The sequence below is a fragment of the Nocardioides sp. ChNu-99 genome, from assembly GCF_029493445.1.
Lineage (GTDB): Bacteria > Actinomycetota > Actinomycetes > Propionibacteriales > Nocardioidaceae > Nocardioides.
Genome location: NZ_JAHWBL010000050.1, coordinates 1 through 24,944 on the forward strand (window position 1 = coordinate 1; position 24,944 = coordinate 24,944).

Below are 24,944 nucleotides of genomic sequence, written 5' to 3' on the forward strand. Positions count from 1 at the left end.
GGCACCCCCGGCGGAGATCAGTCCGGCGCCCCCGCGCACGGCCGCGGCGCCGAGCGCACCGCCGGCCACGCCCGCGGCCGGGGCCACGGCACCGAGGCCGCCACCACCGCCGCCGGCGCTGATCGACGCACCGCCCCCACCCGTGACGTCGGGACCGCGGCCGAGCAGGCCGGTGTCGCCGGGCGAGGGGGGCGGGAGCACGCCGGGGAGGGTGCCGACGGGCTGGGGGTGGGGGCTCGGGACGAGGCTGCCGTTGCCGACGTCGTCCCCGTCGACGACGACCTGGCCGCCGTCGTCGGGACGGATCCCGACGTCCGTGCGGGGCGGGTCGCTGACGACCTCGCCCCAGTGCGCCCGGTCGATGACGCCGGCGCTGTTGCGCCCGGCCCCGGGGGAGCTGACCGCCCCGGGCGTCGGGCTCGAGGGACCGCTCGAGGGGGCGCGGCCCTGGTCGTCGCTGTGGTAGTCGTTGATCTGCGACCACAGCACCTGACTCTCGCCCATGCCGCCGCGCAGGCCGGTGAGGATCTGCGCGCACTTGTTCTCGCGCTCCTGCAGGGCCTGCTGGTGGCTCGCCACGTCGGCGCTGTGCTGGCGGTCCGCCTCGGTGCGCTGGGCCTGGTCCCACTCGGGGTCGTACGGCGCCTGCGTCGGGGAGGACGGGACGGCCGCGCCCGCGATCGGCGCGTACGCCGCCTCGGCGGAGGACACGCTGCCGTTCGCCGTCTGGAGCGCGCTGACGCCGATCCCCATGTTGCTGCTGAGCTGCTTGAACTGCACGTCGATGCCCTCGAGCACGGCGATCATCTGGGCGCGCGTCTCCTCGCCCAGCTGCTGCTCCGCGTCGAGCTTGAGGCGCGCGGCGCGGAGCGCGGCGGCCGCGTCGCTGGCCATCTGCGAGCCGGTGTGCCACCCCTCGCGCTGGGTCTGCAGCACGCCACGGCGGGCGCGGAGCGCCTGGATGAGCTGCTGCTCGTTGGGTCCGGGAACGGGCACGTCACACCACCATCGGTCGGTTCGGGCCACCGGAGATGCGGTGGACGGCGGCGACCATCGCGGTCGCGGCCATCTCGTCCGTCGCCTCGACGTCGGCGGCGACCTGGCTGAGGACGTCGCGCACGCCCACGAGCACCTCGTGGTGGGAGGCGAGGTGCTCGGACAGGGTGCGCTGCGCCCCCGAGTGCTCGGCGCGCACGGCATAGCCCGGCTGCCACTCGCCGTACAGGTCCGGGTCCACGGTCACGGTGTCGACGAACGTCGACTGGTACTGGGCGATCAGCTCGATCTGCTTGTCGATGCTCTTCAGCGTGAGGTCGATGACCTCGCGCGAGACTCTGGTGGTAGCCACGTCGTCCCCTCGTCTCTCGTGCGGCTGCGGCACTCCGGTGGTGCGGTGGGTGCTGCGTCGGCAGCACGTGCGGTGCGTTCGGGTCCGGCGGCGTGACCGCGCCCGGACCCGCAGCCGCCCCGACCGCGTGGAGGCGTCGGGGCGGCTGGTGGGTGGATCAGCCCGGGAAGCGGTTCGCGCCCCGCAGGTCGGCGGCGCGGTACTCCTGGTTGGACTGGCTGACCGAGGTGCTGGTCTGCTGCAGCAGCTCGATCATCTCGGCGATGGCCGCGTCCCAGCGGGCCTTGGCGACGCGGTAGGCCTCCTGGGCCTGGCCGCTCCACTCGCTCTGCAGGGGGGCGAGCTCGCCCTCGAGGCGGTCGAGGCGGGCCTCGATGCCGCGGGCCGCGCCGACGAGGTCCGCGGAGGCGGTCTCGAGCGCGCCGTGGTCGACTGTGATTCCGGAGGTGTTCATGCTGTCTGGTGCTCCTTCGACGTCGTGGGTGGCGCTCAGCCGAGGCGGCTGAAGCTGGAGGAGAAGGTGTCGGCCTGCGACGAGTCCGTCGAGGTCGTGTCGCGCTCGGTGTCGAGCAGCGAGCGCTCGAAGTCGTTGAGCGCGTCGTTGATCGTGCGCTGCTTCTCCTGCCACGCCACGTGCAGGCGGTGGAAGGCGGCGGCACCCTGGCCGCCCCAGCGGGCGCCGATCCCCTGGATCTGGCCCTCGAGGGTGCGGCACTTCTGGTCGATCTCGACCTTGGCGTCGGCCACCATCTGCGCGGCGTTGGAGAGGGTTCCCTCTCCCATCTGCATGTTGTCAGCCATGCTCTTTCCCTTCTTCCCCCGGTAGCGGCGAGCAGGCCGCCCGAGAACGTCTCGTGGATGTTGTCGTGAGCCGGCTGACGTCCCGATCACCCGGCGCGAGGGGCTGTGTACCCGGGTGGTAGAGGGGCGTAAACACCCTCAGCTGACGATTTCCCAGATCCGTCGGAAGAGGCCCACGGTCACCACGAACGCGGGCACGGCGAACGCCCCCGTGAGGGCCTCGGCGACCTCGGCCCGGCGCGACCACCACACCGACCGCCAACCGCGGCCCAGTGCGACCGCGACCGGCACGAGCGCGGCGCCCAGCACGAGCGCGGCGACCCCGAGGCGACCGGACCAACCCTGGTCGGCGACCGTGCCGACCAGGACGCACGCCAGGCACCACAGGCCGGCGGAGCGCAGCAGGAGCCGGGCGGCGACGTGGCGGTAGCTGCGGGCGACGAGCAGGTGGGTGGCCCCGACCAGCGCGACGAGCAGCGGCGCCCCGACGCGGTCCAGCGGCAGCGTGGTGGTCGCCAGCACGAGGGGGGCCGCCACGACGGTGGTGGCCAGCACGGCCACGCAGGCGGCGGTGACGACCCGGGCGCCCCGGGCCACCACGGCCTCGACGGCGCTGCGGCGGATCACCGTGCGCGAGCGCCGGCCGCCCGCGCGGTCGCGCGCCGACCAGGCCGAGACCGCCAGCCGCTCGATGTCGATGAGCGCCTGGTCGGGCACGTCGACGGCGGACCCGGGGACGAAGCGCCCGGCGAAGACGGTGAGGAGCAGGAGGGTCGCCCAGGCGACGCGCTCGTGCCAGCCGAGCACGGCCACGACGCCCGCGACGACGAAGACGACGATGCCGGCGACGACCCACACCCGCAGGCCCTCGTCCTCCTCCTCGGTGAGGGCGCGGCCCACGGCGGCGGTGACGGCCGCCGCCAGCGCGGCCACGCCGAGCACCATGGGCAGCCGCGCGCTCGCGGTGTCGGCGACGACCACCAGGGCGGCCGCCGCCCCGAAGGCCGGCGCGGCGAGCGCCCGCTGGCGGGCCGCCCCGCCCAGCGGGAGGACGCCGAGCACGGCGCAGCCGAGGAGGACGCCCCCGACGAGCTGCTCGTCGGCGGCGCCGGTCAGCGCGACGCAGACGGCCGCGAGCAGGGCTGCGACGGCGGCCAGCACGAGGGCGGCCGCGGTCACGACCGGGCCCCGGGGACCACGGTCGGCGCGGTCCGCCTCCGCGGCCTGCGCGGGCGGCGCCGGTGGTGCCTCGTCGGCCACCACGACCAGGCCGCCGGTGCGCACCCCGAGGTCCCCGAGGGCGGTGGCGGGCGGCAGGGCGCGGCCGCGTCCGTCGTACAGGCGCCGGGAGGCGGGGAGACCGGTCTGCTTCGCGTACTCCCGCAGGACGTCGGCCGCGGAGGCGCCGTCGGGGACCAGCAGGTCGAGGACGCCGGCCTCGCCGTGCACGCTCAGGGCGAGCGTGCCCACCGGCGCCGCACCCGCCGTGCTCTGGCTCATCGACCCGTCCCCCTCGTGCCCCCGGAGCCGCGGGCCGCGGGGCCCGGGGCTGTGCCGCCGGTCAGGGTAGTCCCTGCCGGTCGGCGGCACCTATCATCGCTCGCACCGCGGTGGAGCAGCCGGGGCCAGCACGAGGGGGAGCTCTTTGAGCACGACGCTGCGCAGCAGCCACCGCATCGACGCACCCGAGGTGCCCACCGGGCAGATCGTCCTCCAACCCCCGCCGCAGCTCGCGGAGCACGAGGGCGCCGGCGGCGTCCTGATGAACGCCATCCCGATGCTCGGCAGCATCGGCTCGATCGTCGTCATCGCCTCGCTGAGCAGCCAGGGCGGCAGCACCGGCGGGCGCAGCATGCTGGCGGCGGGCATGTTCCTCTTCGCCACCATCGGGTTCATCGGCGTGCAGATCGACCGGCAGCGCAAGCAGCGCAACCAGCAGGTCACGGGGTCGCGCACGGAGTACCTGCGCTACCTGGCCGGGGTCCGCAAGGCCGCCCGCGACTCCGCCGACCGCCAGCGGCGCGCCCTGACCTGGCACCACCCGGAGCCCGCGGCCCTGCCGGCCGTCGCCGAGGACCGCACCCGGCTGTGGGAGCGCTCCTCCTCCGACCCCCACTTCCTCCAGGTCCGCTGGGGCAGCTGCGCGCAGCCGCTCTCCGTCGAGCTGGTGCCGCCGGAGAGCGCACCGATCGACCAGGTCGACCCCGCCGCGGCCTCGGCCCTGCACCGCCTGCTCGTCGTCCACCGCATCCAGCCCGACCTGCCGGCCTCGGTCGACCTGCGGGCCTTCGACCGCGTCGAGGTCTGCGGCCCCGAGGAGCAGGCGCGCTCGCTGGCCCGTGCGGTGATCACCAGCGCCGTCGCCTTCCACAACCCCGACCAGCTCGTGGTCGCCGTGCTCAGCTCGGACGACCACCTCGAGCACTGGGACTGGCTCAAGTGGCTCCCCCACGCGCAGAGCGCGCAGCGCGCCGACGCGGTGGGCCCCATGCGGATGGTCTCGACCTCCATCGACGACCTGGCCACCCTGCTGCCGCCGGACCTGTCCGAGCGCCCGCGCTTCGGCGCCGACGAGCGCCCCGCCACCCCCCACGTGCTCCTCGTCGTCGACGGCGGCGCCCTGCCGCCGGGCAACCACGTCATCCCGCCGGACGGCCTCCACGGCGTCACGGTGCTCGACCTGCCCGAGCAGTGGGAGGAGCTCGAGGACCCGACCCGCCTGCGGCTGGAGATCGTGGGCCTCGACGGCCGCGGCCGCCCGCGCGTCGAGGCGCTGCGGATGCGCACCGACACCGTGCAGGGCACCGGCGACCAGTGCTCGCTGGCGACGGCCGAGGCGATGGCGCGCCGGCTCACCCCGCTGCACACCGTGACCGCCGGTGACACGGGCGAGGGCGTCAACCCCGCCGAGATGGCCGGGCCCGCCGACTTCATGGAGCTGCTGGGCCTCGGCGACGTCCACGCGTACGACGCGACCACCGCCTGGCGGCCCCGGCCCGCCCGCGACCGCCTGCGGGTGCCCATCGGCATCGGCGACGGCGGCATGGTCCACCTCGACATCAAGGAGTCCGCCCAGCAGGGCATGGGCCCCCACGGCCTGGTGATCGGCGCGACGGGCTCGGGCAAGTCGGAGTTCCTCCGCACCCTCGTGCTCGGCCTCGCGATGACGCACTCGTCGGAGCAGCTCAACATGGTGCTCGTCGACTTCAAGGGCGGCGCCACGTTCGCCGGCATGTCCCAGATGCCCCACGTCTCGGCGGTCATCACCAACCTCAGCCAGGAGCTGACGCTGGTCGACCGCATGCAGGACGCGCTGTCGGGCGAGATGGTGCGCCGCCAGGAGCTGCTGCGCGAGGCCGGCAACTACGCCTCGATCCGCGACTACGAGAAGGCCCGCGCGGCCGGCGAGGACCTCGCCCCGCTCCCCTCGCTCTTCCTCGTCGTCGACGAGTTCTCCGAGATGCTGACCGCCAAGCCGGAGTTCATCGACCTCTTCGTCGCCATCGGCCGCCTCGGCCGCTCGCTCGGCCTGCACCTGCTGCTCGCCTCGCAGCGCCTGGAGGAGGGACGCCTGCGGGGCCTGGAGTCGCACCTGTCCTACCGCGTCGGCCTGCGCACCTTCTCGGCCGGCGAGTCCCGGGCGGTCCTCGGCGTGCCCGACGCGTACGAGCTGCCCGCCGTACCGGGTCTGGGCTACCTCAAGCCCGACCAGTCCACGCTGCTGAAGTTCAAGGCGGCGTACGTCTCGGGCCCCCCGGCCACCAGCAGCCGCTCGCAGGTGCGCCGCGACGAGGGCGGCAACGTGCGCGGCATCCTGCCGTACACGATCTCCGAGGTGCAGACCCTCGACCCGGTCGAGGAGGAGGCCCCCGCCGAGGCTCCGCGCCCCACCGCGCACCAGGGCGAGCAGCCCTCCCTGCTCGACGTCGCGGTCGGCCGCATGGTCGGTCGCGGACCGGCCGCCCACCAGGTCTGGCTGCCCCCGCTCGACGTGCCCGACACGCTCGACCAGCTGATGCCCGACCTCACGACGACGCCCGAGCTGGGGCTGGTGTCGCCGCGCTGGCGCCAGCTGGGCGGGCTCACCGTCCCCCTCGGCACGGTGGACCGGCCCCGCGAGCAGCGCCGCGACACCTTGACCATCAACATGGCGGGCGCCGGCGGCCACGTCGCCGTCGTGGGCGGTCCGCGCAGCGGCAAGAGCACGCTGCTGCGCTCCATCGTCACGAGCACGGCGTTGACGACCACCCCGCTGGAGTCGCAGTTCTTCGTGCTCGACTTCGGCGGCGGCACCTTCGCGCCGCTGGCCCGCCTCCCCCACGTCAGCGGGGTCGGCACCCGTTCGGAGCCCGACGTCGTGCGGCGCATCATCGCCGAGATCCGCGGCATCGTGGACCGGCGCGAGGCCTACTTCCGCTCCCACGGCATCGACTCGATCGAGACCTACCGCAGCCGGCGTCGCGAGGGTCGCGCCGACGACGGGTACGGCGACGTCTACCTCGTCGTCGACGGCTGGAGCACCCTGCGCTCCGACTTCGACGACCTCGAGATGGAGATCCAGCAGATCGCGGGCCGCGGCCTGACGTTCGGCCTCCACATCGTCGTCGGCGCCTCGCGCTGGCCCGACTTCCGCGCCGCCATGCGCGACGTCTTCGGCACCCGCCTCGAGCTGCGCCTGGGCGACCCCATCGACTCCGAGATCGACCGCAAGGTCGCGGCCCTCGTGCCGACGGGGCGCCCCGGTCGCGGTCTCGTGCCCGGCAAGCTCCACTTCCTCGCGGCCCTGCCGCGGGTCGACGGCGCCGGGGACCCGGCCACCATCGGCGACGGCGTCGACGACCTGGTACGCCGGGTCGCCGCGGCCTGGACGGGTCCCGCCGGCCCCAAGCTGCGGCTGCTGCCGGAGCGCATCGAGGTCGACCAGGTGCTGGCCCAGGCCCGCGGCGTCGTCGGCGACGACGGCCGCTCCCTGCTCGACTCGGGCCGCATCGTGCTGGGCGTCAACGAGAAGGAGCTGGCCCCCGTCGGCCTCGACGTCGACGCCGAGCCGCACCTGCTGCTGTTCGGCGACGGGCGCTCGGGCAAGAGCTCGCTGCTGCGCACCTACGTGCGCGAGGTGATGCGCACCCGCACGCCGCAGCAGGCGCAGATCGTGGTCGTCGACTACCGCCGCTCGCTGCTCGGCGAGGTGCCGGAGGAGTACCAGCTCAACTACCTCACCAGTGCCGCGCAGGCGACGCCGTTGCTGCGCGACCTGGCGAAGTACCTCGAGAACCGCATCCCCGGCCCCGACGTGACGCCCGAGCAGCTGCGCAACCGCTCGTGGTGGACCGGCGCCGAGGTCTTCGTGGTGGTCGACGACTACGACCTGGTCGCCACCGCGCAGAGCTCCCCGGTCCAGCCGCTGCAGCCGCTCATGGCCCAGGCCCGCGACGTCGGCCTCCACGTCGTCGTCGCGCGCCGCTCCGGCGGCGCGTCCCGCGCCCTCTACGAGCCGGTCGTGCAGTCGATGCGCGACCTCGCCATGCCGGGCCTCGTCCTGTCCGGCTCGCCCGACGAGGGCTTCCTCATCGGCAACGTGAAGCCGCAGAAGGCCCCGCCGGGCCGGGGACGCCTCGTGACCCGCGACCGCGGCACCGAGGTCGTCCAGCTCGCCTGGTCCAGCCCGGCGGACCTGTGACGCGCGGGGACGGCCGCCGGGACGGGGCGCGGCTCGTCCGTATGATCAGCGCGTGATCTTCAAGCGCGTCGGCAGTGGACGGCCCTACCCGTCCCACGGGCTCGACGCCGCGGCGTGGGCCGCGGTCCCCCCGCGGCAGATCCGTCTCGACCAGCTGGTGACCACGAAGGACACGCTCCAGCTGGGCGCGCTGCTCGACGAGGACTCGACGTTCTTCGGCGACCTCTTCGCGCACGTGGTGCTCTGGCGGGGCGAGCTCTTCCTCGAGGACGGGCTGCACCGCGCGCTGCGGGCCGCCCTCCAGCAGCGCAACGTGCTGCACGCCCGCGTCGTGGTGGTGGAGCAGTGAGCGACCGGACCTCGGAGGGCATGTCGGCCCACACCCGCTCGGCGATCACCCTCGCGGTGCTCGTGGTCGTGCTGCTCGTCGGCCTCGTCCTGGGGTGGAACCGCGTGACGGCGCCGGTGCCGAGCGCCTCGCTCGGGGGCGGCGGCAACGAGGTGTGCACGCTGCGCTCGTTCGAGCCGGGTGACGCCCTCACCACGGCCGACGTGACCGTCAGCGTCTACAACGCGAGCGGCCGCTCGCGCCTGGCCAGCCAGACGATGGGCCAGCTCACCGACCGCGGGTTCGTGGCCGGCCAGGTGGGCGACGCGCCCGAGGGCGCCGTGGTGGACCGGGTCGAGATCCGTGCGGCCGCGCCGAGCTCGGCGGCGGCCGTCCTGGTGCGGGAGAACGTCGGCAGCCCGGCGGCGGTCGTCGAGGACCCGACGGTCGACGGCATCGTCGTCTACGTGGGGCCGTCCTGGCAGGGGCCGACCGGCGACGCGCGCGGGGACATCACGGTGGCGAACGCCGAGGAGGTCTGCGGCCCGCAGGAGACCGCGCTCCCCTGACCCGGTACGGCGGGCGTCAGCGCCGCCGTACCCCCGGACCACGGGTGCCCCAGCGGGCCAGCCGACCGTTCTGGGAGACCAGGCGCAGACGCGCCTCGGTGGCCTCGCGCAGGGCGCGCGGCGTGACGAGGATGAGGTCGTCGCCGCGGCGCAGCGCCGTGGTCGGCTCGGGCACCAGCACCGCGTCGCCCCGCACCACCAGCGAGATGGACGCCCCCACGGGCAGGCGCAGCTCCGCCACCTCGACGCCGTGCAGCAGCGACTCCTCGCTGATGCGCACCTGCAGCAGGTCGGCGGCCACGCGCTCCAACGGCGCCGCCTCGACCTCGAGGTCGCGCGCCTCGCCGTCGTCGGCCAGCCCGAGCCGCCGCGCCACCCACGGCAGGGTGGGACCGGTGAGCAGGGTGTAGACCACGACGAGCACGAAGACGATGTCGAAGAGCTGCTCCGAGCCCGCCACGCCGCCCGCGAGCGGGATGGTGGCGAAGACGATGGGCACCGCGCCGCGCAGGCCGGCCCAGGAGAGGAACGCCTGGTCGCGCCAGGGCGTGCGCGGCCGGCCCAGTGCGCTCACCACCACCGAGACGGGCCGGGCCACCACGGTCAGCAGCAGGCCGGCCGCCAGGGCGATGCCGATGGTCTGCCAGGTGAGGCGGGCCGGGCTGAGCAGCAGCCCGAGCATGACGAACAGACCGATCTGCGCGAGCCACGCGACGCCCTCGGAGAAGGACCGGGTGGCGGCGCGGTGGGGCAGGTCGGCGTTGCCGAGAACCAGCGCGGCGACGTACACCGCCGCGAAGCCGGACGCGTGGGCCGCGGCCCCGAGGCCGTAGGCGAGCACCGTCAGGCACAGCACGGCGATGGGGTAGAGGCCGGAGGCGGGCAGCGCGGCGCGGCGCATCGTCCAGGCGCCGCCGAGGCCCACGGCGAGCCCGAGCGCCAGGCCCAGCACCAGCTCGTAGACGATCTCGGCGACGAGGAACGCGACCCCGTGCTCGAGCGCGGCGCCGGAGCTGACCAGCACGACGAGGACCACCGTCGGCGCGTCGTTGAGGCCCGACTCGGCCTCGAGGACCCCGGTGATGCGGCGCGGCAGCGGCACGACGCGCAGCACCGAGAACACCGCCGCCGCGTCGGTCGCCGACGTGGCGGCGCCCAGGAGCACCGACAGCTGCCACGACAGGCCGAGCAGGAAGTGGGCCCCGAGCGCGACGACGAGCACCGAGACGCCCATGCCCACCGTGGCCAGCGTCAGCCCGAGCCGCATGCTGGGCCGGATCTCGCGCCAGTCGGTCGTCAGGCCGCCCTCGGCCAGGATGACGACGAGGGCGCCGAACCCCAGCGCGTGCGCCAGGCCGGCGTCGGAGAACTCGATGCCGAGGCCCGCGTCGCCCAGGGCCACGCCCATCAGCAGGTAGAGGATGAGGCTCGGCAGACCCGCCCTCGTGGAGACCCGCACCGCGAGGATGGCGAGCAGGGTGACCGCGGAGCCGACGAGCAGGAACCTGTCGAGGTCGTGCGCGTCGAAGGTCACGTGCACCTCGGGGGCGTCGGCGGTGGGGGCGTGCGCCTGATCCTAGTGCCGCGGCAGGGGCGCCTCCTCCACAGGCGCGGCGGACGGGGTTTGGGCCACCGTGCCGACCGGGGCACCCCGGGGTCGAGACGGGCGCGCACCGCGCCCGGGCACACCCCGAGGAGGAGACATGCTGCTGCCCGATCCGGACGCCCTGCGACGCCTGGCGACGACGTACGACGCCCGTGCCACCGCGATCCGCACCGAGGCCGACGCCCTGGTGGGCCGGGCGGAGGCCACGCCCTGGCTCGGGGCCGGCGCGGTCGCGATGCGCCTGGGCACGTCGTGCGCGGCGGACGACCTGCGTCGTAGTGCCGAGGACCACGCGGAGGTCGCCCGCGCCCTGGAGGCCCACGCCCTGCAGGTGGAGGTCTCGCTGGTGGCCGTCGAGGCGGCGCGCCGGGAGTTCCTGGAGATCGCGTCGTCGGTCGGCGCCCGCGTCGTCGACGTCGGCGGGGCCGTGGTGGACCTGGCCCAGGACGTCGCCGGCGGCGTGGCCGGCGGTCTCGCCGACCTCGTGGGCCTCGGCGACGACGCGGCCGAGGCGGCCGACGACCTGCGCGAGCGGATCGAGCGCATGGACGTGCCCGAGCCCGGCGACGCCGCCTGGCTCACCTTCGACGTGCCGGGCCTGCGATGAGCACCGGGACGCGGTCGGACCCGCCGTACGGGCCGGTGGTGCCGGGGACCGGAGCGGCGCCGGGCGCCGGAGCGGCGCCGGGCGCACCCGTCGAACCCGTCGTACCCGCCGTGCCCGTCACGCCCGTCGTGCCCGCCGAGGGCCTGCGGACCACGGGCGGCACCGCCAGCCTCGCCGCGACCTACGAGGCGGTCGAGCAGCTCGGCGGCCTGATGCTGGACACCGGTGAGCGGGCACTGGTCCGGGGCGCGGCGGCGGCGGACACGCTGGTCGACGGCGACCTGCTGATGTCCGTGGCCTACGCGCCCGTCACCTTCGCCCGGGTGGAGGCCCTGCTCGTGGGGCTCACCACGGGCCCGCACGGCCTCGCGGCGCAGGCCGCGACCTGGTCGGCGCTGGGGTTCGCCGTGCGGGAGGCGGTCCAGCACCTGCGCACCGCGGACGAGGCGGTGGCCCTCAGCATGGGCCTCCAGCGGTACCTGTGCTCCTACACCAGCGGCTGGGCCACGGTGCGGACCGCCCGCGCGTTCGGGTACGACGGACCGGTCCCCGGCGGCCCGGGGGACGACCTCACGTGGCTCCGAGGCGGCGGTGACCCTGACCCGGAGGACGCGGCCCGGACCGCGGCCATGGCGCGCCTGGCGGAGCGGCTCGCCCAGGACGACCCGACCGTGGTCGAGGGGCTGCTCGGACGCAGCAGCGGGTTCCTCGAGGGCGCGTGGGACGCCGACGACTCGTGGGTGCCGAGCCCGTTCGGCGGCGACACCTTCGTCCCGCACCTGGGCGAGGCCGCGGCCGTGTGGTCGGACGCCTACGTCGACGGGGTCCCGGTCGTCGAGCAGGTCGGGGCACCCGGCACGGGGGCCGCGGCCGTCGGTGCGGGCGGTCTCGTCGCGGCCCTCGCACGCACGGCCGCGCAGCCGGCCAGCGGGACCATCGAGATCCAGCGCGTCGGCACGGGCGCGGGCGCCCACCACGTCGTGCTGCTCCCGGGCACGGACGACCTGGGCACCCTGCCGTGGACGCAGGACACCGACGCGCGCGACCTCGGCACCAACCTGCGGTCGATGGCCGGGGAGAGCACCGTCTACCAGCGCGGGGTCGAGGAGGCGATGCGCGCCGCCGGCATCGGCCCGGACGACCCCGTCACCCTCGTCGGGCACTCGCAGGGCGGGATGGCGGCGGTGCAGGTGGCGGCGGGTGGGGAGTTCCGGGTGGAGGACGTGGTGACCCTCGGGTCCCCCGTGGCCCTCATGCCGGAGGTCCCGGCAGGCACCCGCGTCACGTCGCTGGAGAACACGCGGGACCTCGTGCCGCTGCTCGACGGCAGGCCCAACACACCGGCTGCGCACCACCTCACCGTGACCTTCGAGGGGGGCGGGGACGGGATGGTGGAGGGCCACTCCCTCGACACCTACGCCCGCGGGGCGGCGGCGATGGACGGCTCCGACGACCCGGCGGTGCGGCAGCGGCTGGAGGGCCTGCGGGCCAGCGGCGCCATCGACGGGGACGGTCCCGTCGAGGTGTCCACCTTCAGGATCACCCGCGGCGCACCCCCCGACCTGCCGTTCGGACCGGACCCGGCGTGGCTGGAGGAGCCGCGTCAGGCCGGGTAGCCGTCGGGGTTCGCCTGCTGCCAGCGCCAGGTGTCGGCGACCATGTCGTCGACCGTGCGGCGGGCGCGCCACCCCAGCTCCTCGGCGGCGCGCGTGGTGTCGGCCCAGTACGCCGGGAGGTCACCGGGGCGACGCGCGACGACCTCGTGCGGCAGCGGGCGGCCCACGACCGCGCAGAAGGCGTCGAAGAGCTCGCGCACGCTCGTGCCGCGCCCGGCCCCGAGGTTGAAGGCCCGCACGGGCGTGGCCATGGTGTCGAGGTGCTCGAGGGCGGCGAGGTGGCCCTCGGCCAGGTCGAGCACGTGGACGTAGTCCCGCAGGCAGGTGCCGTCGGGGGTGTCGTAGTCGTCACCGAAGATGGCGAGCCGGTCGCGGCGCCCGACGGCGACCTGCGCGACGTACGGCATCAGGTTGTTCGGCACGCCCTGGGGGTCCTCCCCCATGCGGCCGGACGGGTGCGCCCCGACGGGGTTGAAGTAGCGGAGCAGGGCCACGCGCAGCCCGGGCGTGGCGGCGGCGACGTCGGTGAGCACCTGCTCGGTCATCACCTTGGTGCGCCCGTAGGGGCTCGCGGCCGCGAGCGGCTGGTGGGTCTCGACGTACGGCACGGGGGCGTGGTCGCCGTACACCGTCGCCGACGACGAGTAGACGAGCCGGCGCACGTCGTGGCGCTCCATGGCCTCCAGGAGGGAGAAGGTGGAGTCGAGGTTGGTGCGGTAGTACTCCAGCGGGCGCTCGGCGCTCTCGCCGACGGCCTTGCGGCCCGCGAAGTGCACGACCGCGTCGGGGGCGGTCGCCGCGACGACGGCGTCGGTGCGGGTCGCGTCCGTGAGGTCCACCACCTCGAGCGCGGCGGGACGCCCGGCGAGCTCCGCGACGCGGTCGAGCACCGCCGGCCGCGCGTTCGAGAAGTCGTCGGCGACCACGACGTCGTGGCCCCGCTCCAGCAGGGCCAGCACCGTGTGGGAGCCGATGTAGCCGGCTCCGCCGGTGACGAGGATGCGCACCGGGTCATCCTAGGGATGCGCCAGGGCCCGCGTACTCGGATGTTTCGCCCTCCCGACCGCCGGGCAAGCAATCGGACGGACGGGGACCGAGCGGGAGGACGAGGGATGTACGGCGACGCCACAGTGATCCGCAGACGGGCCGCGCAGCTGCGCGAGCAGGCGGTCGACGTGCGCGCCCTGGCGGACCGCCTGGTGGCGGGCGCGGACGGCATCGACTGGAGCGGGCGTGCGGCGGAGGACCTCCGGCTGCGCATGCGCGACCGGGCCGCGCAGCTGCGGCAGGTCGCCGCGCTGCACGAGACGGCCGCCGAGTCCCTCGCCCGGCACGGCGCGGAGGTGGGCGACCTCAAGGACGCGATCGCCGACGCCGAGCGCAAGGTCGGCGCCCTCGTCGCCGAGGCCCGCACCCGCCAGGCCGAGCTGTCGTCGTACGACGACGCCGCCGGCGTCACCCGCACGCTGAGCCGAGAGGACCAGGAGCTCGTGGACGCAGACCTCCCCCCCGCCGGTCACAAGGACTGGCTCGACCTGACCCTGCAGGGCCGCTGACATGACGACCATCGATCTCGGGTCCCCGCCCGTCGCAACGCTGCCCCTGCTCGACGGCCTGCCGCGCCGGGTCGCGCTGACCCTGCCCGAGCTGCAGCACTGCGCGGTCGCCGCCGGCGGCGCGCCGCTCCCCTTCCTCCTGGCCGGCCCGGCCGCCGGTGACGCGCCGGCCGACGCCCTGGCGGACCGCCTGGGCGCGCAGCGCGCCGACACCGACGTGCAGGCGTACGCCGACGCGATCGCCTCGCTGCACGACCCGGCCGGCACCCTCGCCCGGCGCGGGCTGCTCGACGAGGAGGGGGTGGACGCCGGCGTGCTCGGCGCGATCGGCCTGCTCGCCGCGCCCCGCATCGGCGTGGACCTCGACGTGGTCGCCGGCGGCGTGCGCGCCAAGGCCTGGCACCGCCAGGCCGGCGGCGCCGTCGCCACGCTGGCCACGGTCGACGGCATCGTCTTCGACCTCGCCTGGTTCCCGAGCGACGCGTGGGCCGACGAGCTCGGCCGCGTCGCCGTGATCCCCGAGGACGTGACGCTGACGCCGTCGTCGGTCCCCGAGTGCGTCGACCTCCCCTACGAGCTCGTCGACGCCGCCGGCGAGGCGCTGCGCACCCACCGCGCGGACGTGCTGCCCGCCCTCGTGGCGCAGCACCTCGGCGCCGTGCGCGACCAGGACGGCCGCGTGCTCGGCGAGGGCGAGGTGCTCACCGTCGTGCAGGCGCTGCACACCGAGACCCAGGGCCGGCTGCGCGCGATGCTCGCCGACATCGCGGCCGAGGCCACGACCGTCGGTGTCGTCTCCTGGCTCCTGCTGGCCGACGGCTGGCACCAGCTCCGTCCCCACCGGGACGGCGACACCCACCGGGTGGAGGTGCGCCGGGTCGACCCCGGTGACTTCCCCACCGCTCTCGCACCCGTCCTCGCGGAGGTGACCGCATGACCGTCCCGGAGACCGCCCCCGAGACGACGCAGGACGGCACGGCCGAGACGGCCGGGCCCGACGCGGCGACCACGGAGGCCGCCGACCTCTCCCCCGCCGCGAAGGCCGAGGAGCGCTACGAGCGGATGCTCGGCCTCGCCGACCTGTTCGACGGCACGGGCGACGAGCTGCGCGCCCGGGCGCGCCTGGGCAAGGAGGTGCTGGAGGACGAGGCGGTCGCCGAGTCCGCCCCGCTCTCGCCCCGCACGTTCGAGACGGCCGAGGGCGACGTCCGTGCCGCCACGACGGGCCGCCACGGCCTGATGAGCCGCTCGGTCGACCTCGACGCCGACGCCCTCGTGGTGCGCGCGACCGTGCTGACCTACCAGTGGATCGACGAGCTGCAGGACGTCGCGTTCCGCACCCTGGGCTCCGCCGCGGGCCGGGCGATCGGCTACCTGGCGCCCGAGGTGGCGCTCGGCGGCGCGATCGTCTCCGCCGGGCTCATCGAGACCGACGCGATGGACCGCGACGGGCTGGCGGCGTACCTCGGGGAGCTCGCCGAGCAGAACCCCGAGCTGCTCGACCACGTCTCCACCGGTGGTGGGGGCCTGCTGGAGAGCCTGCAGATGCGGTCGCTGCTCACCGCCGCCTTCCTCGCGGGCGACCGCGGGCCGGCGGCCGGGCGGGCCGGGCTCGCCGCCGTCGGTGCCGGTGACTTCGCAGCCGACTCCGGCGCCGCCTTCCGCGACGTCGCCGTCGGGCTCGCCGACGTCGAGGCCTCCGCCGCACCCGGCGCGCCGGCGCCGGCGGCCGTCGACGCGGACGGGCTGACCGTCCCGCGCTCCATCGAGGACCTCATGACCTCCCTGGCCACGCTGACCCGCCGCGTGCAGGTGCAGCGGGTCGGCGAGGGCCGCTACATCGCCTACCTGCCCGGCCCCGACGGCGGCGCCCGCGGCCGGCTGCGGCTCGTCGGGGGCGACCACGCGGCGTACGGCGACGAGGTGGTCGCCGCGATCGAGCGTGCGGTCGGCGACGAGCCGGACGCGCGGGTCATGCTCGTGGGGTCGGCCCAGGGCGGGCTGACGGCCGCCGAGGTGGCCGCGGCCGCGTCGTCGGGCGTCTTCACCATCGACCAGGTGGTGACGGCGGGCGCGCCCTCCTCGCAGGTGCCCCGCATCCCCGAGGCCACGCGGGTGCTATCCCTGGAGGACCGCACCGACCCCGTCGCGCTGCTCGGCTCGCTCATCAACCAGGGGCTGACGAACCGCGTCACCGTCGTGTTCGACGGCGAGCACGCGCGAGGTGACCGCAGCGACCTCTACGTCGCGGGCGGGCGGGCGGCCGACGCGGCGACGCACCCGGCGCTGCGGGCGGAAATCGACCGCATCACGCAGCTGGGGTACCTGGCGGGCTGAGCCCGCCGGGCCCCCGCCCCGTCACAGCACGCGCTGCACGAACTCCTCGAGCTGCACGAGGTTGCGGCACTCGACCATGGGCACGACGGCGGCGTAGCGGGACGCCGCCGAGTCGCCGCTGTCCCAGTGCCGCGGGTGCTCGGGGTTGAGCCACCAGGCGGCGCGGATGCCGCTCGTCATGGCACGCAGGTCGTCGAGGGCCAGGTCGGAGTAGTTGCTGCGAGCGTCGCCGAGCACGAGCAGGGACGACGCCGGGCCCAGCGCGTCGCCGTACTGGCTGCGGAAGCTGTGCAGCGCGGCGCCGTAGCTGGTGCGGCCGACGAGCGCCGCGTGCTGGGTGCTGGCCACCAGCTCCTCCATCACCTCGGCCGGGTCGCGGCCGGGGCGCAGCACGTGCGTCACCTCGGTGGTGCGGTCGACGAAGGTGAACGCGCGCAGCCGGCCGAGGTTCTCGCGCAGCGCGTAGGTCAGCAGCAGCGTGAACTGGGCGAAGTGCGCCACCGAGCCACTGACGTCGCAGAGCACGACGAGATCGGTGCGGTGGGGCCGGCGCGGGCGGTGCAGCGTGCGGATCGGCACGCCGCCGGTGGACATCGAGGCGCGGACGGTGCGGCGGAAGTCGAGCGGCCCGCCGCGCTGCGCGGCGCGCTGCTTCGCGAGCCGGGTCGCGAGGCGCCGGGCGAGGGGGGCGACCTGGCGGCGCATCTCCTCGAGGTCCTCGCGCCGGGCGGCGGTGAACGCGAGCCGGTCGATGCTGGGGCGCACGGCGACGTCCGCGACGTACTCCGGCGACTTGCGCTCCGCGATCCGGCGCCGGGCGTCGTCCTCGACCAGCCGGGTGAACCGGCCCACGCCGCGCGCGACGCTGCGCTCCGCCCGCTCGCGGGCCGCCGGGTCCATCGCGTCGGTGTCGAGGTCGCCGAGGAGGCCGGCGACGACGCGGTCGGTGAGCTCGCCGGGGGCGAGGCGCCGCAGGGTCTGGTACGCCGAGTACGCCGTCTGCCCGGCGGTGCGCCCGGGCATGGCGCCGAAGCGGCCGACGGCCTCGGCAGCGAGGCGCGCCAGGTCGTCCCCCGGCGGGGCGGCGTCGCCGTCGCTGTGCTCGGAGCGCTCTCCCGCCTCCGCGGCGAGCGCGTCGGCCAGCGTGGTGGCGAGGCGCTCGCGGAAGGCGGCGACGGCCTCGGCGTTGTCGCGGCTCGGGTCGAGGGCGCGGCCGGCGGCCGGGTCCTCGGCAGCCGGGTCGAGCGTGGCCAGGCCCTCGCCGACGAGGTGGGGGAAGAAGAGGTCGAACAGGGTGTCGAAGGTGGTGCGCTGACCGGCCTTCTTGACCAGCGTGGCGGCGTACCCGGCCCGCACCGCGGAGCGGTCGGTCCAGTCGAGCCGGCGCAGGGCGGCGGTGGCGTCGAGCCCCTCGGCCAGGCTCACCGGCAGCCCGGCGCCGCGCAGCGCCTCGACGAAGGCGATGTGGCGGTCGATGAGGCCGCTGCGCACGGCGGACCCGGCGGGCTCGCGCGGCGGCGGGCCGGGGGGCGGCGGGGCGGGGGGCACGGCGCTCAGGCCCTCAGCCGCAGCTCGCGGACGGCGCGGTCGTGGTCGGTGGCGTGCTTGAGCACGGCGCCGAGGGTCGCGCTGATCGCGGCCTGGTCGAGCTCGCGCACCTCGAGCGCGACGAGGGTGCGGGCCCAGTCGATGGACTCGGCGATCGAGGGGGCCTTCTTCAGCTCGAGCTCGCGCAGCCGCACGACGGTGGCGACGAGCTGGCGGGCGACCGCGTCGTCGAGGTCGGGCACCTGGGCCGCGACGATCTCGCGCTCCCGCTCGGCGTCGGGGTAGTCGAGGTGCAGGTAGAGGCAGCGTCGCTTCAGCGCCTCGGAGAGCTCGCGGGCGGCGTTGGAGGTGAGCACGACCAGCGGCTTGCGGGTCGCGACCACGGTGCCGAGCTCGGGGATGGTGACCTGGAAGTCGCTCAGCACCTCGAGCAGGAGGCCCTCGACCTCGACGTCGGTCTTGTCGACCTCGTCGATGAGCAGCACGGTCGGCTCGTCGCGCCGGATGGCGGTGAGCAGCGGCCGGGTGAGGAGGAACTCCTCGGTGAAGATGTCGTCGTGCGTGGCGTCCCAGTCGGGGGCGGCGCCGTCGGCACCGCGCGCGGTCTGGATGCGCAGCAGCTGCTTGGAGTAGTTCCACTCGTACAGCGCCCGGGCCTCGTCGAGACCCTCGTAGCACTGGAGCCGCACCAGGCCGGCGCCCGTCGCGCGGGCCACGGCCTTGGCGAGCTCGGTCTTGCCGACCCCCGCCGGACCCTCGAGCAGCAGGGGCTTCTCGAGCGCCCCCGCGAGGTACGCCGTCGTGGCCGTCGCCGTGTCGGCGAGGTAGCCGGCGTCGCCCAGGCGGGCAGCAGCGTCGGTGGGCGAGGAGAACCAGGTCATGGCGTCATCCTCACCCACCGCGCTCACCGGTGGACGGTGGGTCAGGCGTGGGTCTTGCGACGGCCCATGATGCCCTCGACGAAGCCGACCAGCACGACGGCGGCGATGATCGCCACGATGGCGCCGATGATGTTGAGCTCGCCGAAGTCACCCGTGCCGAGCAGCGTCGCGACGACGCCGCCGATCAGCGAGCCGATGACACCCAGCACGAGCGTGCCGACGAGGCCGAGGTTCTGGCGACCCGGCTTGATGAGGCGCGCGACGACGCCGACGAAGAGACCGAACACGATGAAACCGATGATTCCCATGGGACACCAGTACCCACCCGGCCGCTCCCCGTGCGAATCGGCGCACGTCGCGCAGCCCACACCCCGGGTACGTCGAGCCGAACTCGCCGGGTCGTCGCTCGCGTGCCCGGCAGCACCCGATTCGGAACGCCGGGCGCCCGTCGGCTAATGTCTCCCGCGGTGGCGTGTCCGAGCGGCCTAAGGAGAACGCCTCGAAAGCGTTTGTGGGTGCAAGCCCACCGAGGGTTCAAATCCCTCCGCCACCGCCATACGTCCGGGAGCCCGGGCCCCACGGGGCCCGGGCTTCTTGCATCTCCGCCCACCCGTCGGCGCGACGCCACGCGAACCGCATCATGGTCCTGTGACCCCGGTCACGGGCCGCCGCGCGCTCCGGCGAGCGATCGTGACACCGTGGGCCACCCCAGGGAACCGAAGGGGCGCATCCGTTTCGAGTCACGGACCATGGTCTGACCGCAGGTCGGCCCGGCTGACGACGCCGCGCTCCCCGCCACGCCGCGCACCGAACCCAACCGGTGATGCGTTCCCCGTTCGACCCTCGAGAGCAGAGGTGCGGATGGTCCCGGGCGACGACCACCCGCGCAGTGGAGATTCCGCGCGACATCTGCGGCGTTCTCCGAACAAGGTCGGCGCTGCCTCTTACTCTCGGCATGTCCGGGCGAGCGAGGGGGTAGCGGTGTGGCCGCGACATTAAGTGGCACTAGGTCGTCACTGGGAATTTCAACGGAGGACGTGAGTTCCTACCGTTCGTACCTAACGTTCGACCCTCGTCCCGACGCTGTCGACCTGGCCTTACAGCAGATTGCCGCCTGGCTCCGCGAGAAGAGCTACGGGGAGCCAGACCTCCAAGTTTCGCAATTGTTGAGGGTTTCAAACTCCGCAGAACTCGTGGTTGCCCACCACGAAGCCAAGCGTGTGAGCGATTTCCGCATTCGACTCACCGAGACCGAACGCAACGGGACGCAGTGGCTTACCTCAGTAGCCATGCACTCGCCGGCCCGAGGCACTGGGTGGCTGTCCATTCGCAGCGGCCACACCGGCGGCAAACAGGCCGAGCGACCTAAAGTGGCGAAGTACCTCATCGAGGTTCTGGAACTGCGGGATGGCGACTACCCCGTCTCTGCTGGCGCACAGATCGTTCGTCCCGACGACGTTGAGGACCTGCTCGAGGCCGTATGCGACCTCAACCGGAACGGATTGCTATTCGTCGCCGCCACCGACAAGTCGCAAGCCGACATGCTGCCCGCTTTCGCGAAGCGGGCAGAGACGTGGGCCCGCCGCATTCACGGCATCGCTCAGTTCGTTGTGCTCGACCCGGAAGCCAGCACGGTCTTCAACGAGGGCGTTGGCCCGACCCACGCAGCGATACCCTGGACGGTCCGCACCTACGCCCCAGGCGTCGACCCCGCTTGGGAACCTGACGCACGCCGCCACCGCGTCCTCGGTACGCGACGACTGGCTGACGAGACTGATCAAGCCATTGCCGGGATCATCACCAGAGCGGCCCGCAAACACTCGGCTGGCCACAAGTTGCCCGACGCCGCCCGGACAGTCATAAAGGGATTGAACCGGGTAGAAGACCGGCTTCTCTTGGACGCACTTTTCTCTCCAGGGTCGCCCACTGCTCAATTACTTTCCGACGCGAGCGAGGGCCTCGCGGTCGCTGCGGACAAGTCGACTGGAACCGATCTCGCCCCACGGGAAGCCGTTGCGGAGACAGGAGCAGTCGCAGAGACGCTCGCCTCGGAGGCAGCCCAATTGCTCGCTCACGGGCCTGCAACGAACGGGGCCTCCATCGAAGTCGATACCGAGACTTTCGAAGCGGACTACTCGAGGGAACCCGATGACTCGAATATCACGACACCTCGCGACCCCCGTGCCCTCAACGGCATCTCAGCAAGCACCGCCCACGCGGCAAATGATGGCGAAACCAGATCAGTCGACTCCGAAGGTGACATAGCTGCTGTCGCCGCCGAATACCTTTCGATCATTGAACTCGTAAAGCAAACCCTTGGCGTTGACGACCTCACACCCCAGGCGCTCGAGCAAGTGGCCATGTCGGCAAGCCGGGCCTCGGACCAGGCGGCGGCTCGCGAACAGATGGCTGAACGAATCAGCTCGGAGTTGGCCGAGCGCCAAGGACGGATAGAGGCTCTCGAAGAAGAGGTGGAGGCGTGGCGGGAAACCGCCGAGGAGGCGCTCCTAGAGCAGGGCAGCGCTGAGGAGGATCGGCGCGCCATCCAGGACGAGGTGCTACGACTGCGCCGGTTCTTGCTCGAGCAAGGTCGCCATACAGAGGCACTCAGCCCGACCCCGACCTCCGCCTCGACCAGTGCGCCGAGAAACTTCGAAGAGCTTCTAGACCGGCTCGGCGAGTTCGAGCAACACGGCGTCGTTTTCACAGGCGACCGGCGACGGACCATAGGACTTGACGACAACGACACTGTCGGCAACCTCGTGGGCGCGGCATGGGAGTACCTACTGGTCTTGGCCGACTACGTACGGTCGAAAATGTTGGGTCACTTCGACGGCAACATGAAGAGCTACCTACTCCACACTCCAGCCGGCTACCGGCCCCTTCCCAAGAGCCGCTTTGGCGAGAAGGAGAGCAGGTCCACCCTCAACCAGTGGGGCGCCGACCGAGTTTTTCCTGTGCCGCCTGAGGTAGCGCCGACGGGGGAGATCCTGATGGAGGCGCACTTCAAGCTGCCCCGATGCGGCATGGTCACTCCACGTATCCATTACTACGACAACGCTCACGCCGACGGCAGGGTCTACGTCGGCTATATCGGTCCGCATCTTCGAACCAAGGCAACAAACTGATGGGCGGGCGTACGCCACGACCGCTGATCGTTGGACGGGACGGCCACCCGACGACGGGTGGCTAAACAAGGCTTCCTGCCCCCTGCCATCAGGACGCCCAAGCGGCCCAGGAACAAACCAGTTCGACGGTAAGCGTCCGCTATTCCGCGCACGGCCCGGCCGAGACCCAAGCTCGACAGCCTTCCCGTGTCGAAGGAGCGGTCCGTTCAATCCCGGCTAACCGTCACAGAACTCGGTCGTCTGCGGCGGCGTACCCTGAAGTCGAGCGCGCTTACCGCCATACCTCCCGGGAGCCCGGGCCCCACGGGGTCCGGGCTTCCGGCAACTCCGCCTCACCCGTCGACGCGGCGCCGAGCCAGGAGCATCATGGGTCTGTGACCCCGGTCACGAGCCGCCGCGCGCTCGCGCCGGTCGTGGGCAACGGCGCCCCCGGGGTCCACGGACGGACGGGAGAGCGACGCGTGGGCATGACGAGACACCTCCCGCCACGGCGCGACGGCGGGATGCGGTCGGCGGTGGTGGACTCCTGGCACCGCTCCGCCTCGGCGGGCGTGCGGCCCGACGACGCCACGGCGCCGATCACGCTGCCGGAGGACGCGCTGCGGGACCAGCGCGAGGCCCACCCGCTCGCCCGCGTGTTCCCCCTGCTCGACGACGTGCTCGGCCACGCCGCGCGCGACTGCGGCGCGGTCATGGCGGTCTCGGACGCCGACGGGCAGCTGCTGTGGGTATGCGGCACCCCGACGACGCTGCGCAGGGCCGAGGCCATCGGGTTCGTCGAGGGGTCGAACTGGGACGAGCGGCTCGCCGGCACCAACGCCCCCGGTCTCGCCCTCGCGCTCGACCAGCCCGTCAGCATCGTGCGCGACGAGCACTTCCGCTCCGCCGTGCAGGGCTGGAGCTGCGGCGCCGCCCCCATCCACGACCCCGGCACGCACGCGCTGCTCGGGGTCCTGGACATCACCGGCGGCGACCAGATCGTCGTACCCCAGACCATGGCGATGATCCGCGCTGCGGCCCGCATGGCCGAGCTCGAGCTGGCCCGGGACCTGCTGACCCGGCAGGCGCCGGCCCCCGCCTCGACCGCGCCCGGTGCCCACCTCGTGCTCGAGGGGCTCGGGCGCACCGACGCGCTCCTCACCGTCGAGGGCGCGGGCGGCGCCCCCCGGACCGTGCGGCTCTCCCCCCGGCACAGCGAGATCCTGCTGCTCCTCGCCTCGGCGCCGCAGGGACTGTCGGGCGACGAGCTGGCCGTGCTGCTCTACGCCGACGACGGGAGCGGCGGCAGCGGGTCCTCGACGCTGCGGGCGGAGCTCAACCGCCTGCGCCACCTGCTGGGCGGCGACCTGCTGGCGTCGCGCCCGTACCGCCTCACCGCCCAGGTCACCGGCGACTGGCTCACCGTCGAGGCCCTGCTCGCGACGGGCGACCTGCGGGCCGCCATGCGCGCGTACGGCGGACCCGTGCTGCCCCGCTCGACCGCCCCGGGCGTGACCCGGCTGCGGGAGAACCTCGGGTCGCAGCTGCGGGGGGCGCTGCTGCGCAGCCGCGAGGCCGACCTGATGTCGCAGTGGACGCGGTCGACGTGGGGCGCCGACGACTACGAGATGTGGCAGGCCCAGCGCCGCGCCGTCGGGGCGACGTCGCCGATGCTGCCGCTCATCGACGGCCAGCTCGCGCGGCTCGACCGAGAGCTGGGGGTCTGAGGGGGCGTGGTCTCGAGGGCCGCTGGCGCGGCCACCTCAACCACCGGGTGGCTGGCGCGGCCACCTCGACCACCGGGACGGGCCGCGCGGCCACCTCGACCACCGGGACGGGCCGCGCGGCCACCTCGACCACCGGGTTGTCTAGACCGGGCCATCCGGACGGCGGGGTGCGCCGAACGTGAGGCGGGACACACGTCCCCCGACCCGAAGGAACCGCCATGGCCCCCTCACGCCGTCCCCGCCTCCCCCGCGTCGCCCTGCCCGCCCGCCTCCGCTCGCTGCGCCCCACGCCGTCGCTCATCGTCGCCTCCCTCGCCCTCGCGGTCGCCGCGGGTGGCGGCACGGCGTACGCCGCCAGCCAGATCGGCGGGGAGAACATCCGCAACGGCTCCATCACGGGGTACGACGTGCGGGACGGCTCGCTCTACCGCGCCGACTTCGCGAAGAACCAGATCCCGGCCGGCCCGCGCGGTGCTACGGGCGCGACCGGTCCGCGCGGCGCGACGGGCGCCCCCGGTGCCCGCGGGCCCCAGGGCGCCCCCGGCACGCCGGGCGCGCCTGGCGCTCCGGGCCAGCAGGGACCCCAGGGCGAGCAGGGCGAGCAGGGCCCCGCCGGGCCGGGCGTCCGCTGGTTCCTCATCGACGCCTCGGGCGCGATCGTCGACCAGTCGGGCGGCTTCACGGTCGCCGCGGCGTACCCCGAGCTGGCCAACACCGCCCCGGCGGGCGCGCCCTCGAACGCGCTGCGCGCGGCCGGCAACGTCTACGTGAACGCGGGCGAGGACCTCACCGGTTCGGGCATCGTGGCGACCATCGCGCTGCAGAACCAGGTCGACCAGAACGGCGACGGCGTGACCAACGGCCGGGCGGGCGCGGCCGACGCCAACCCCGAGTTCTCCGGCGAGATCACCGCGACCACCTGCGGCCTGGCCGGGATCGTGGCCTGCGCTCCGACGGGCACGAACAACACGAACCACCTCGTCGTCAGCCCGCGCCTCAGCGACGGCTCGGTCACGACGTCGACGAACCGCAAGCGCTTCTACGTGATCGTCACCGACGGCGGGATCACCATCGGCTGACCGCCGTACCCCGGCCGCCTGCTGCAGGTTTCCCCGCCCAGGCGGGGAAACCTGTGGTCTGCGGCCGATGCCTGGGCCGCAGACCACAGGTGTTCGTCGCAGAGTCGCGGCGGCCCGGGGCCGAGGCGGGCCCGGGCGGCGGCGCCCGGGCGGC

21 protein-coding genes and 1 tRNA gene are annotated in these 24,944 nt (G+C 74.2%); 12 read left to right on the forward strand and 10 right to left on the reverse strand.

What is annotated here, in order from left to right:
- The 5 genes from KK617_RS14515 to KK617_RS14535 form a co-directional block, all read right to left on the reverse strand.
- A partial coding sequence (locus KK617_RS14515; protein ID WP_277500799.1) for a hypothetical protein occupies positions 1-996 on the reverse strand: 996 nt, incomplete at its 3' end.
- A 1-nt stretch (position 997) separates the two neighbouring features.
- Positions 998-1,348 carry a hypothetical protein gene (locus KK617_RS14520; RefSeq protein WP_277500800.1) on the reverse strand — a complete coding sequence of 117 codons (351 nt, stop codon included), beginning with the start codon at positions 1,346-1,348 and terminating at the stop codon, positions 998-1,000.
- Between the two features lie 157 nt (positions 1,349-1,505).
- Entirely contained in the window at positions 1,506-1,802 is a 297-nt protein-coding gene (locus tag KK617_RS14525; protein WP_277500801.1) for a WXG100 family type VII secretion target, read from the reverse strand.
- A gap of 35 nt (positions 1,803-1,837) precedes the next feature.
- A complete protein-coding gene (locus KK617_RS14530) occupies positions 1,838-2,149 on the reverse strand; it encodes a WXG100 family type VII secretion target (protein ID WP_277500802.1) in 312 nt (103 codons plus the stop codon).
- Between the two features lie 138 nt (positions 2,150-2,287).
- On the reverse strand, positions 2,288-3,649 hold the full coding sequence (locus tag KK617_RS14535) for a hypothetical protein (protein ID WP_277500803.1): 1,362 nt from the start codon (positions 3,647-3,649) through the stop codon (positions 2,288-2,290).
- A 145-nt stretch (positions 3,650-3,794) separates the two neighbouring features.
- Here KK617_RS14535 and eccCa point away from each other — a divergent pair, with 145 nt between their 5' ends.
- From eccCa to KK617_RS14550, 3 genes are read left to right on the forward strand one after another with little or no spacing between them, the layout of a single operon-like run.
- On the forward strand, positions 3,795-7,829 hold the full coding sequence (gene eccCa / locus KK617_RS14540) for a type VII secretion protein EccCa (RefSeq protein ID WP_277500804.1): 4,035 nt from the start codon (positions 3,795-3,797) through the stop codon (positions 7,827-7,829).
- A gap of 52 nt (positions 7,830-7,881) precedes the next feature.
- Positions 7,882-8,178 (forward strand): type II toxin-antitoxin system VapB family antitoxin, encoded by a 297-nt coding sequence (locus tag KK617_RS14545; protein ID WP_277500805.1) that lies wholly within the window; start codon positions 7,882-7,884, stop codon positions 8,176-8,178.
- Positions 8,175-8,726, forward strand: a complete 552-nt coding sequence (locus tag KK617_RS14550) for a LytR C-terminal domain-containing protein (protein ID WP_277500806.1) — start codon at positions 8,175-8,177, stop codon at positions 8,724-8,726. Before KK617_RS14545 ends, KK617_RS14550 begins: the two co-directional genes overlap by 4 nt.
- 16 nt (positions 8,727-8,742) lie before the next feature.
- Here KK617_RS14550 and KK617_RS14555 read toward each other — a convergent pair whose 3' ends face one another.
- Positions 8,743-10,260, reverse strand: a complete 1,518-nt coding sequence (locus KK617_RS14555) for a potassium/proton antiporter (RefSeq protein ID WP_277500808.1) — start codon at positions 10,258-10,260, stop codon at positions 8,743-8,745.
- A 169-nt stretch (positions 10,261-10,429) separates the two neighbouring features.
- On the opposite strand from KK617_RS14555, the gene KK617_RS14560 reads away from it, so the two are divergent.
- Positions 10,430-10,939, forward strand: coding sequence for a hypothetical protein (locus KK617_RS14560; protein ID WP_277500809.1), 510 nt, complete (start codon positions 10,430-10,432; stop codon positions 10,937-10,939).
- Between the two features lie 110 nt (positions 10,940-11,049).
- Positions 11,050-12,555 carry a hypothetical protein gene (locus KK617_RS14565; protein WP_277500810.1) on the forward strand — a complete coding sequence of 502 codons (1,506 nt, stop codon included), beginning with the start codon at positions 11,050-11,052 and terminating at the stop codon, positions 12,553-12,555.
- On the opposite strand, the gene galE is transcribed toward KK617_RS14565, so the two are convergent.
- Complete coding sequence (gene galE / locus KK617_RS14570) at positions 12,543-13,562, reverse strand: UDP-glucose 4-epimerase GalE (RefSeq protein ID WP_277500812.1); 1,020 nt, start codon at positions 13,560-13,562, stop codon at positions 12,543-12,545. The genes KK617_RS14565 and galE overlap by 13 nt on opposite strands.
- A gap of 123 nt (positions 13,563-13,685) precedes the next feature.
- Here galE and KK617_RS14575 point away from each other — a divergent pair, with 123 nt between their 5' ends.
- The 3 genes from KK617_RS14575 to KK617_RS14585 are packed head-to-tail and all read left to right on the forward strand — an operon-like array spanning position 13,686 to position 16,448.
- Positions 13,686-14,111 carry a hypothetical protein gene (locus tag KK617_RS14575; protein WP_277500813.1) on the forward strand — a complete coding sequence of 142 codons (426 nt, stop codon included), beginning with the start codon at positions 13,686-13,688 and terminating at the stop codon, positions 14,109-14,111.
- Between the two features lies 1 nt (position 14,112).
- On the forward strand, positions 14,113-15,048 hold the full coding sequence (locus KK617_RS14580) for a hypothetical protein (protein WP_277500814.1): 936 nt from the start codon (positions 14,113-14,115) through the stop codon (positions 15,046-15,048).
- Complete coding sequence (locus KK617_RS14585; protein WP_277500815.1) at positions 15,045-16,448, forward strand: hypothetical protein; 1,404 nt, start codon at positions 15,045-15,047, stop codon at positions 16,446-16,448. Before KK617_RS14580 ends, KK617_RS14585 begins: the two co-directional genes overlap by 4 nt.
- 21 nt (positions 16,449-16,469) lie before the next feature.
- Here the strand turns inward: KK617_RS14585 and KK617_RS14590 are convergent, their stop codons facing one another.
- The 3 genes from KK617_RS14590 to KK617_RS14600 are packed head-to-tail and all read right to left on the reverse strand — an operon-like array spanning position 16,470 to position 19,185.
- Positions 16,470-17,996 (reverse strand): VWA domain-containing protein, encoded by a 1,527-nt coding sequence (locus KK617_RS14590; RefSeq protein ID WP_277500816.1) that lies wholly within the window; start codon positions 17,994-17,996, stop codon positions 16,470-16,472.
- 5 nt (positions 17,997-18,001) lie between these two features.
- A complete protein-coding gene (locus KK617_RS14595) occupies positions 18,002-18,877 on the reverse strand; it encodes a MoxR family ATPase (RefSeq protein WP_277500817.1) in 876 nt (291 codons plus the stop codon).
- 41 nt (positions 18,878-18,918) lie between these two features.
- Positions 18,919-19,185, reverse strand: coding sequence for a hypothetical protein (locus KK617_RS14600; RefSeq protein ID WP_277500818.1), 267 nt, complete (start codon positions 19,183-19,185; stop codon positions 18,919-18,921).
- A gap of 158 nt (positions 19,186-19,343) precedes the next feature.
- Between KK617_RS14600 and KK617_RS14605 the strand changes: the two genes are divergently transcribed.
- From KK617_RS14605 to KK617_RS14620, 4 genes are all read left to right on the forward strand, one after another.
- Positions 19,344-19,433: transfer RNA gene (locus KK617_RS14605), tRNA-Ser, on the forward strand.
- Positions 19,434-19,914: 481 nt separating this feature from the next.
- Positions 19,915-22,005, forward strand: a complete 2,091-nt coding sequence (locus KK617_RS14610) for a hypothetical protein (RefSeq protein WP_277500819.1) — start codon at positions 19,915-19,917, stop codon at positions 22,003-22,005.
- Positions 22,006-22,472: 467 nt separating this feature from the next.
- A complete protein-coding gene (locus KK617_RS14615; protein ID WP_277500820.1) occupies positions 22,473-23,711 on the forward strand; it encodes a helix-turn-helix domain-containing protein in 1,239 nt (412 codons plus the stop codon).
- Positions 23,712-23,929: 218 nt separating this feature from the next.
- Positions 23,930-24,790: a collagen-like protein gene (locus KK617_RS14620; RefSeq protein ID WP_277500821.1), complete on the forward strand. Its 861-nt coding sequence runs from the start codon at positions 23,930-23,932 to the stop codon at positions 24,788-24,790.
- The last annotated feature ends 154 nt before the right edge of the window (positions 24,791-24,944 follow it).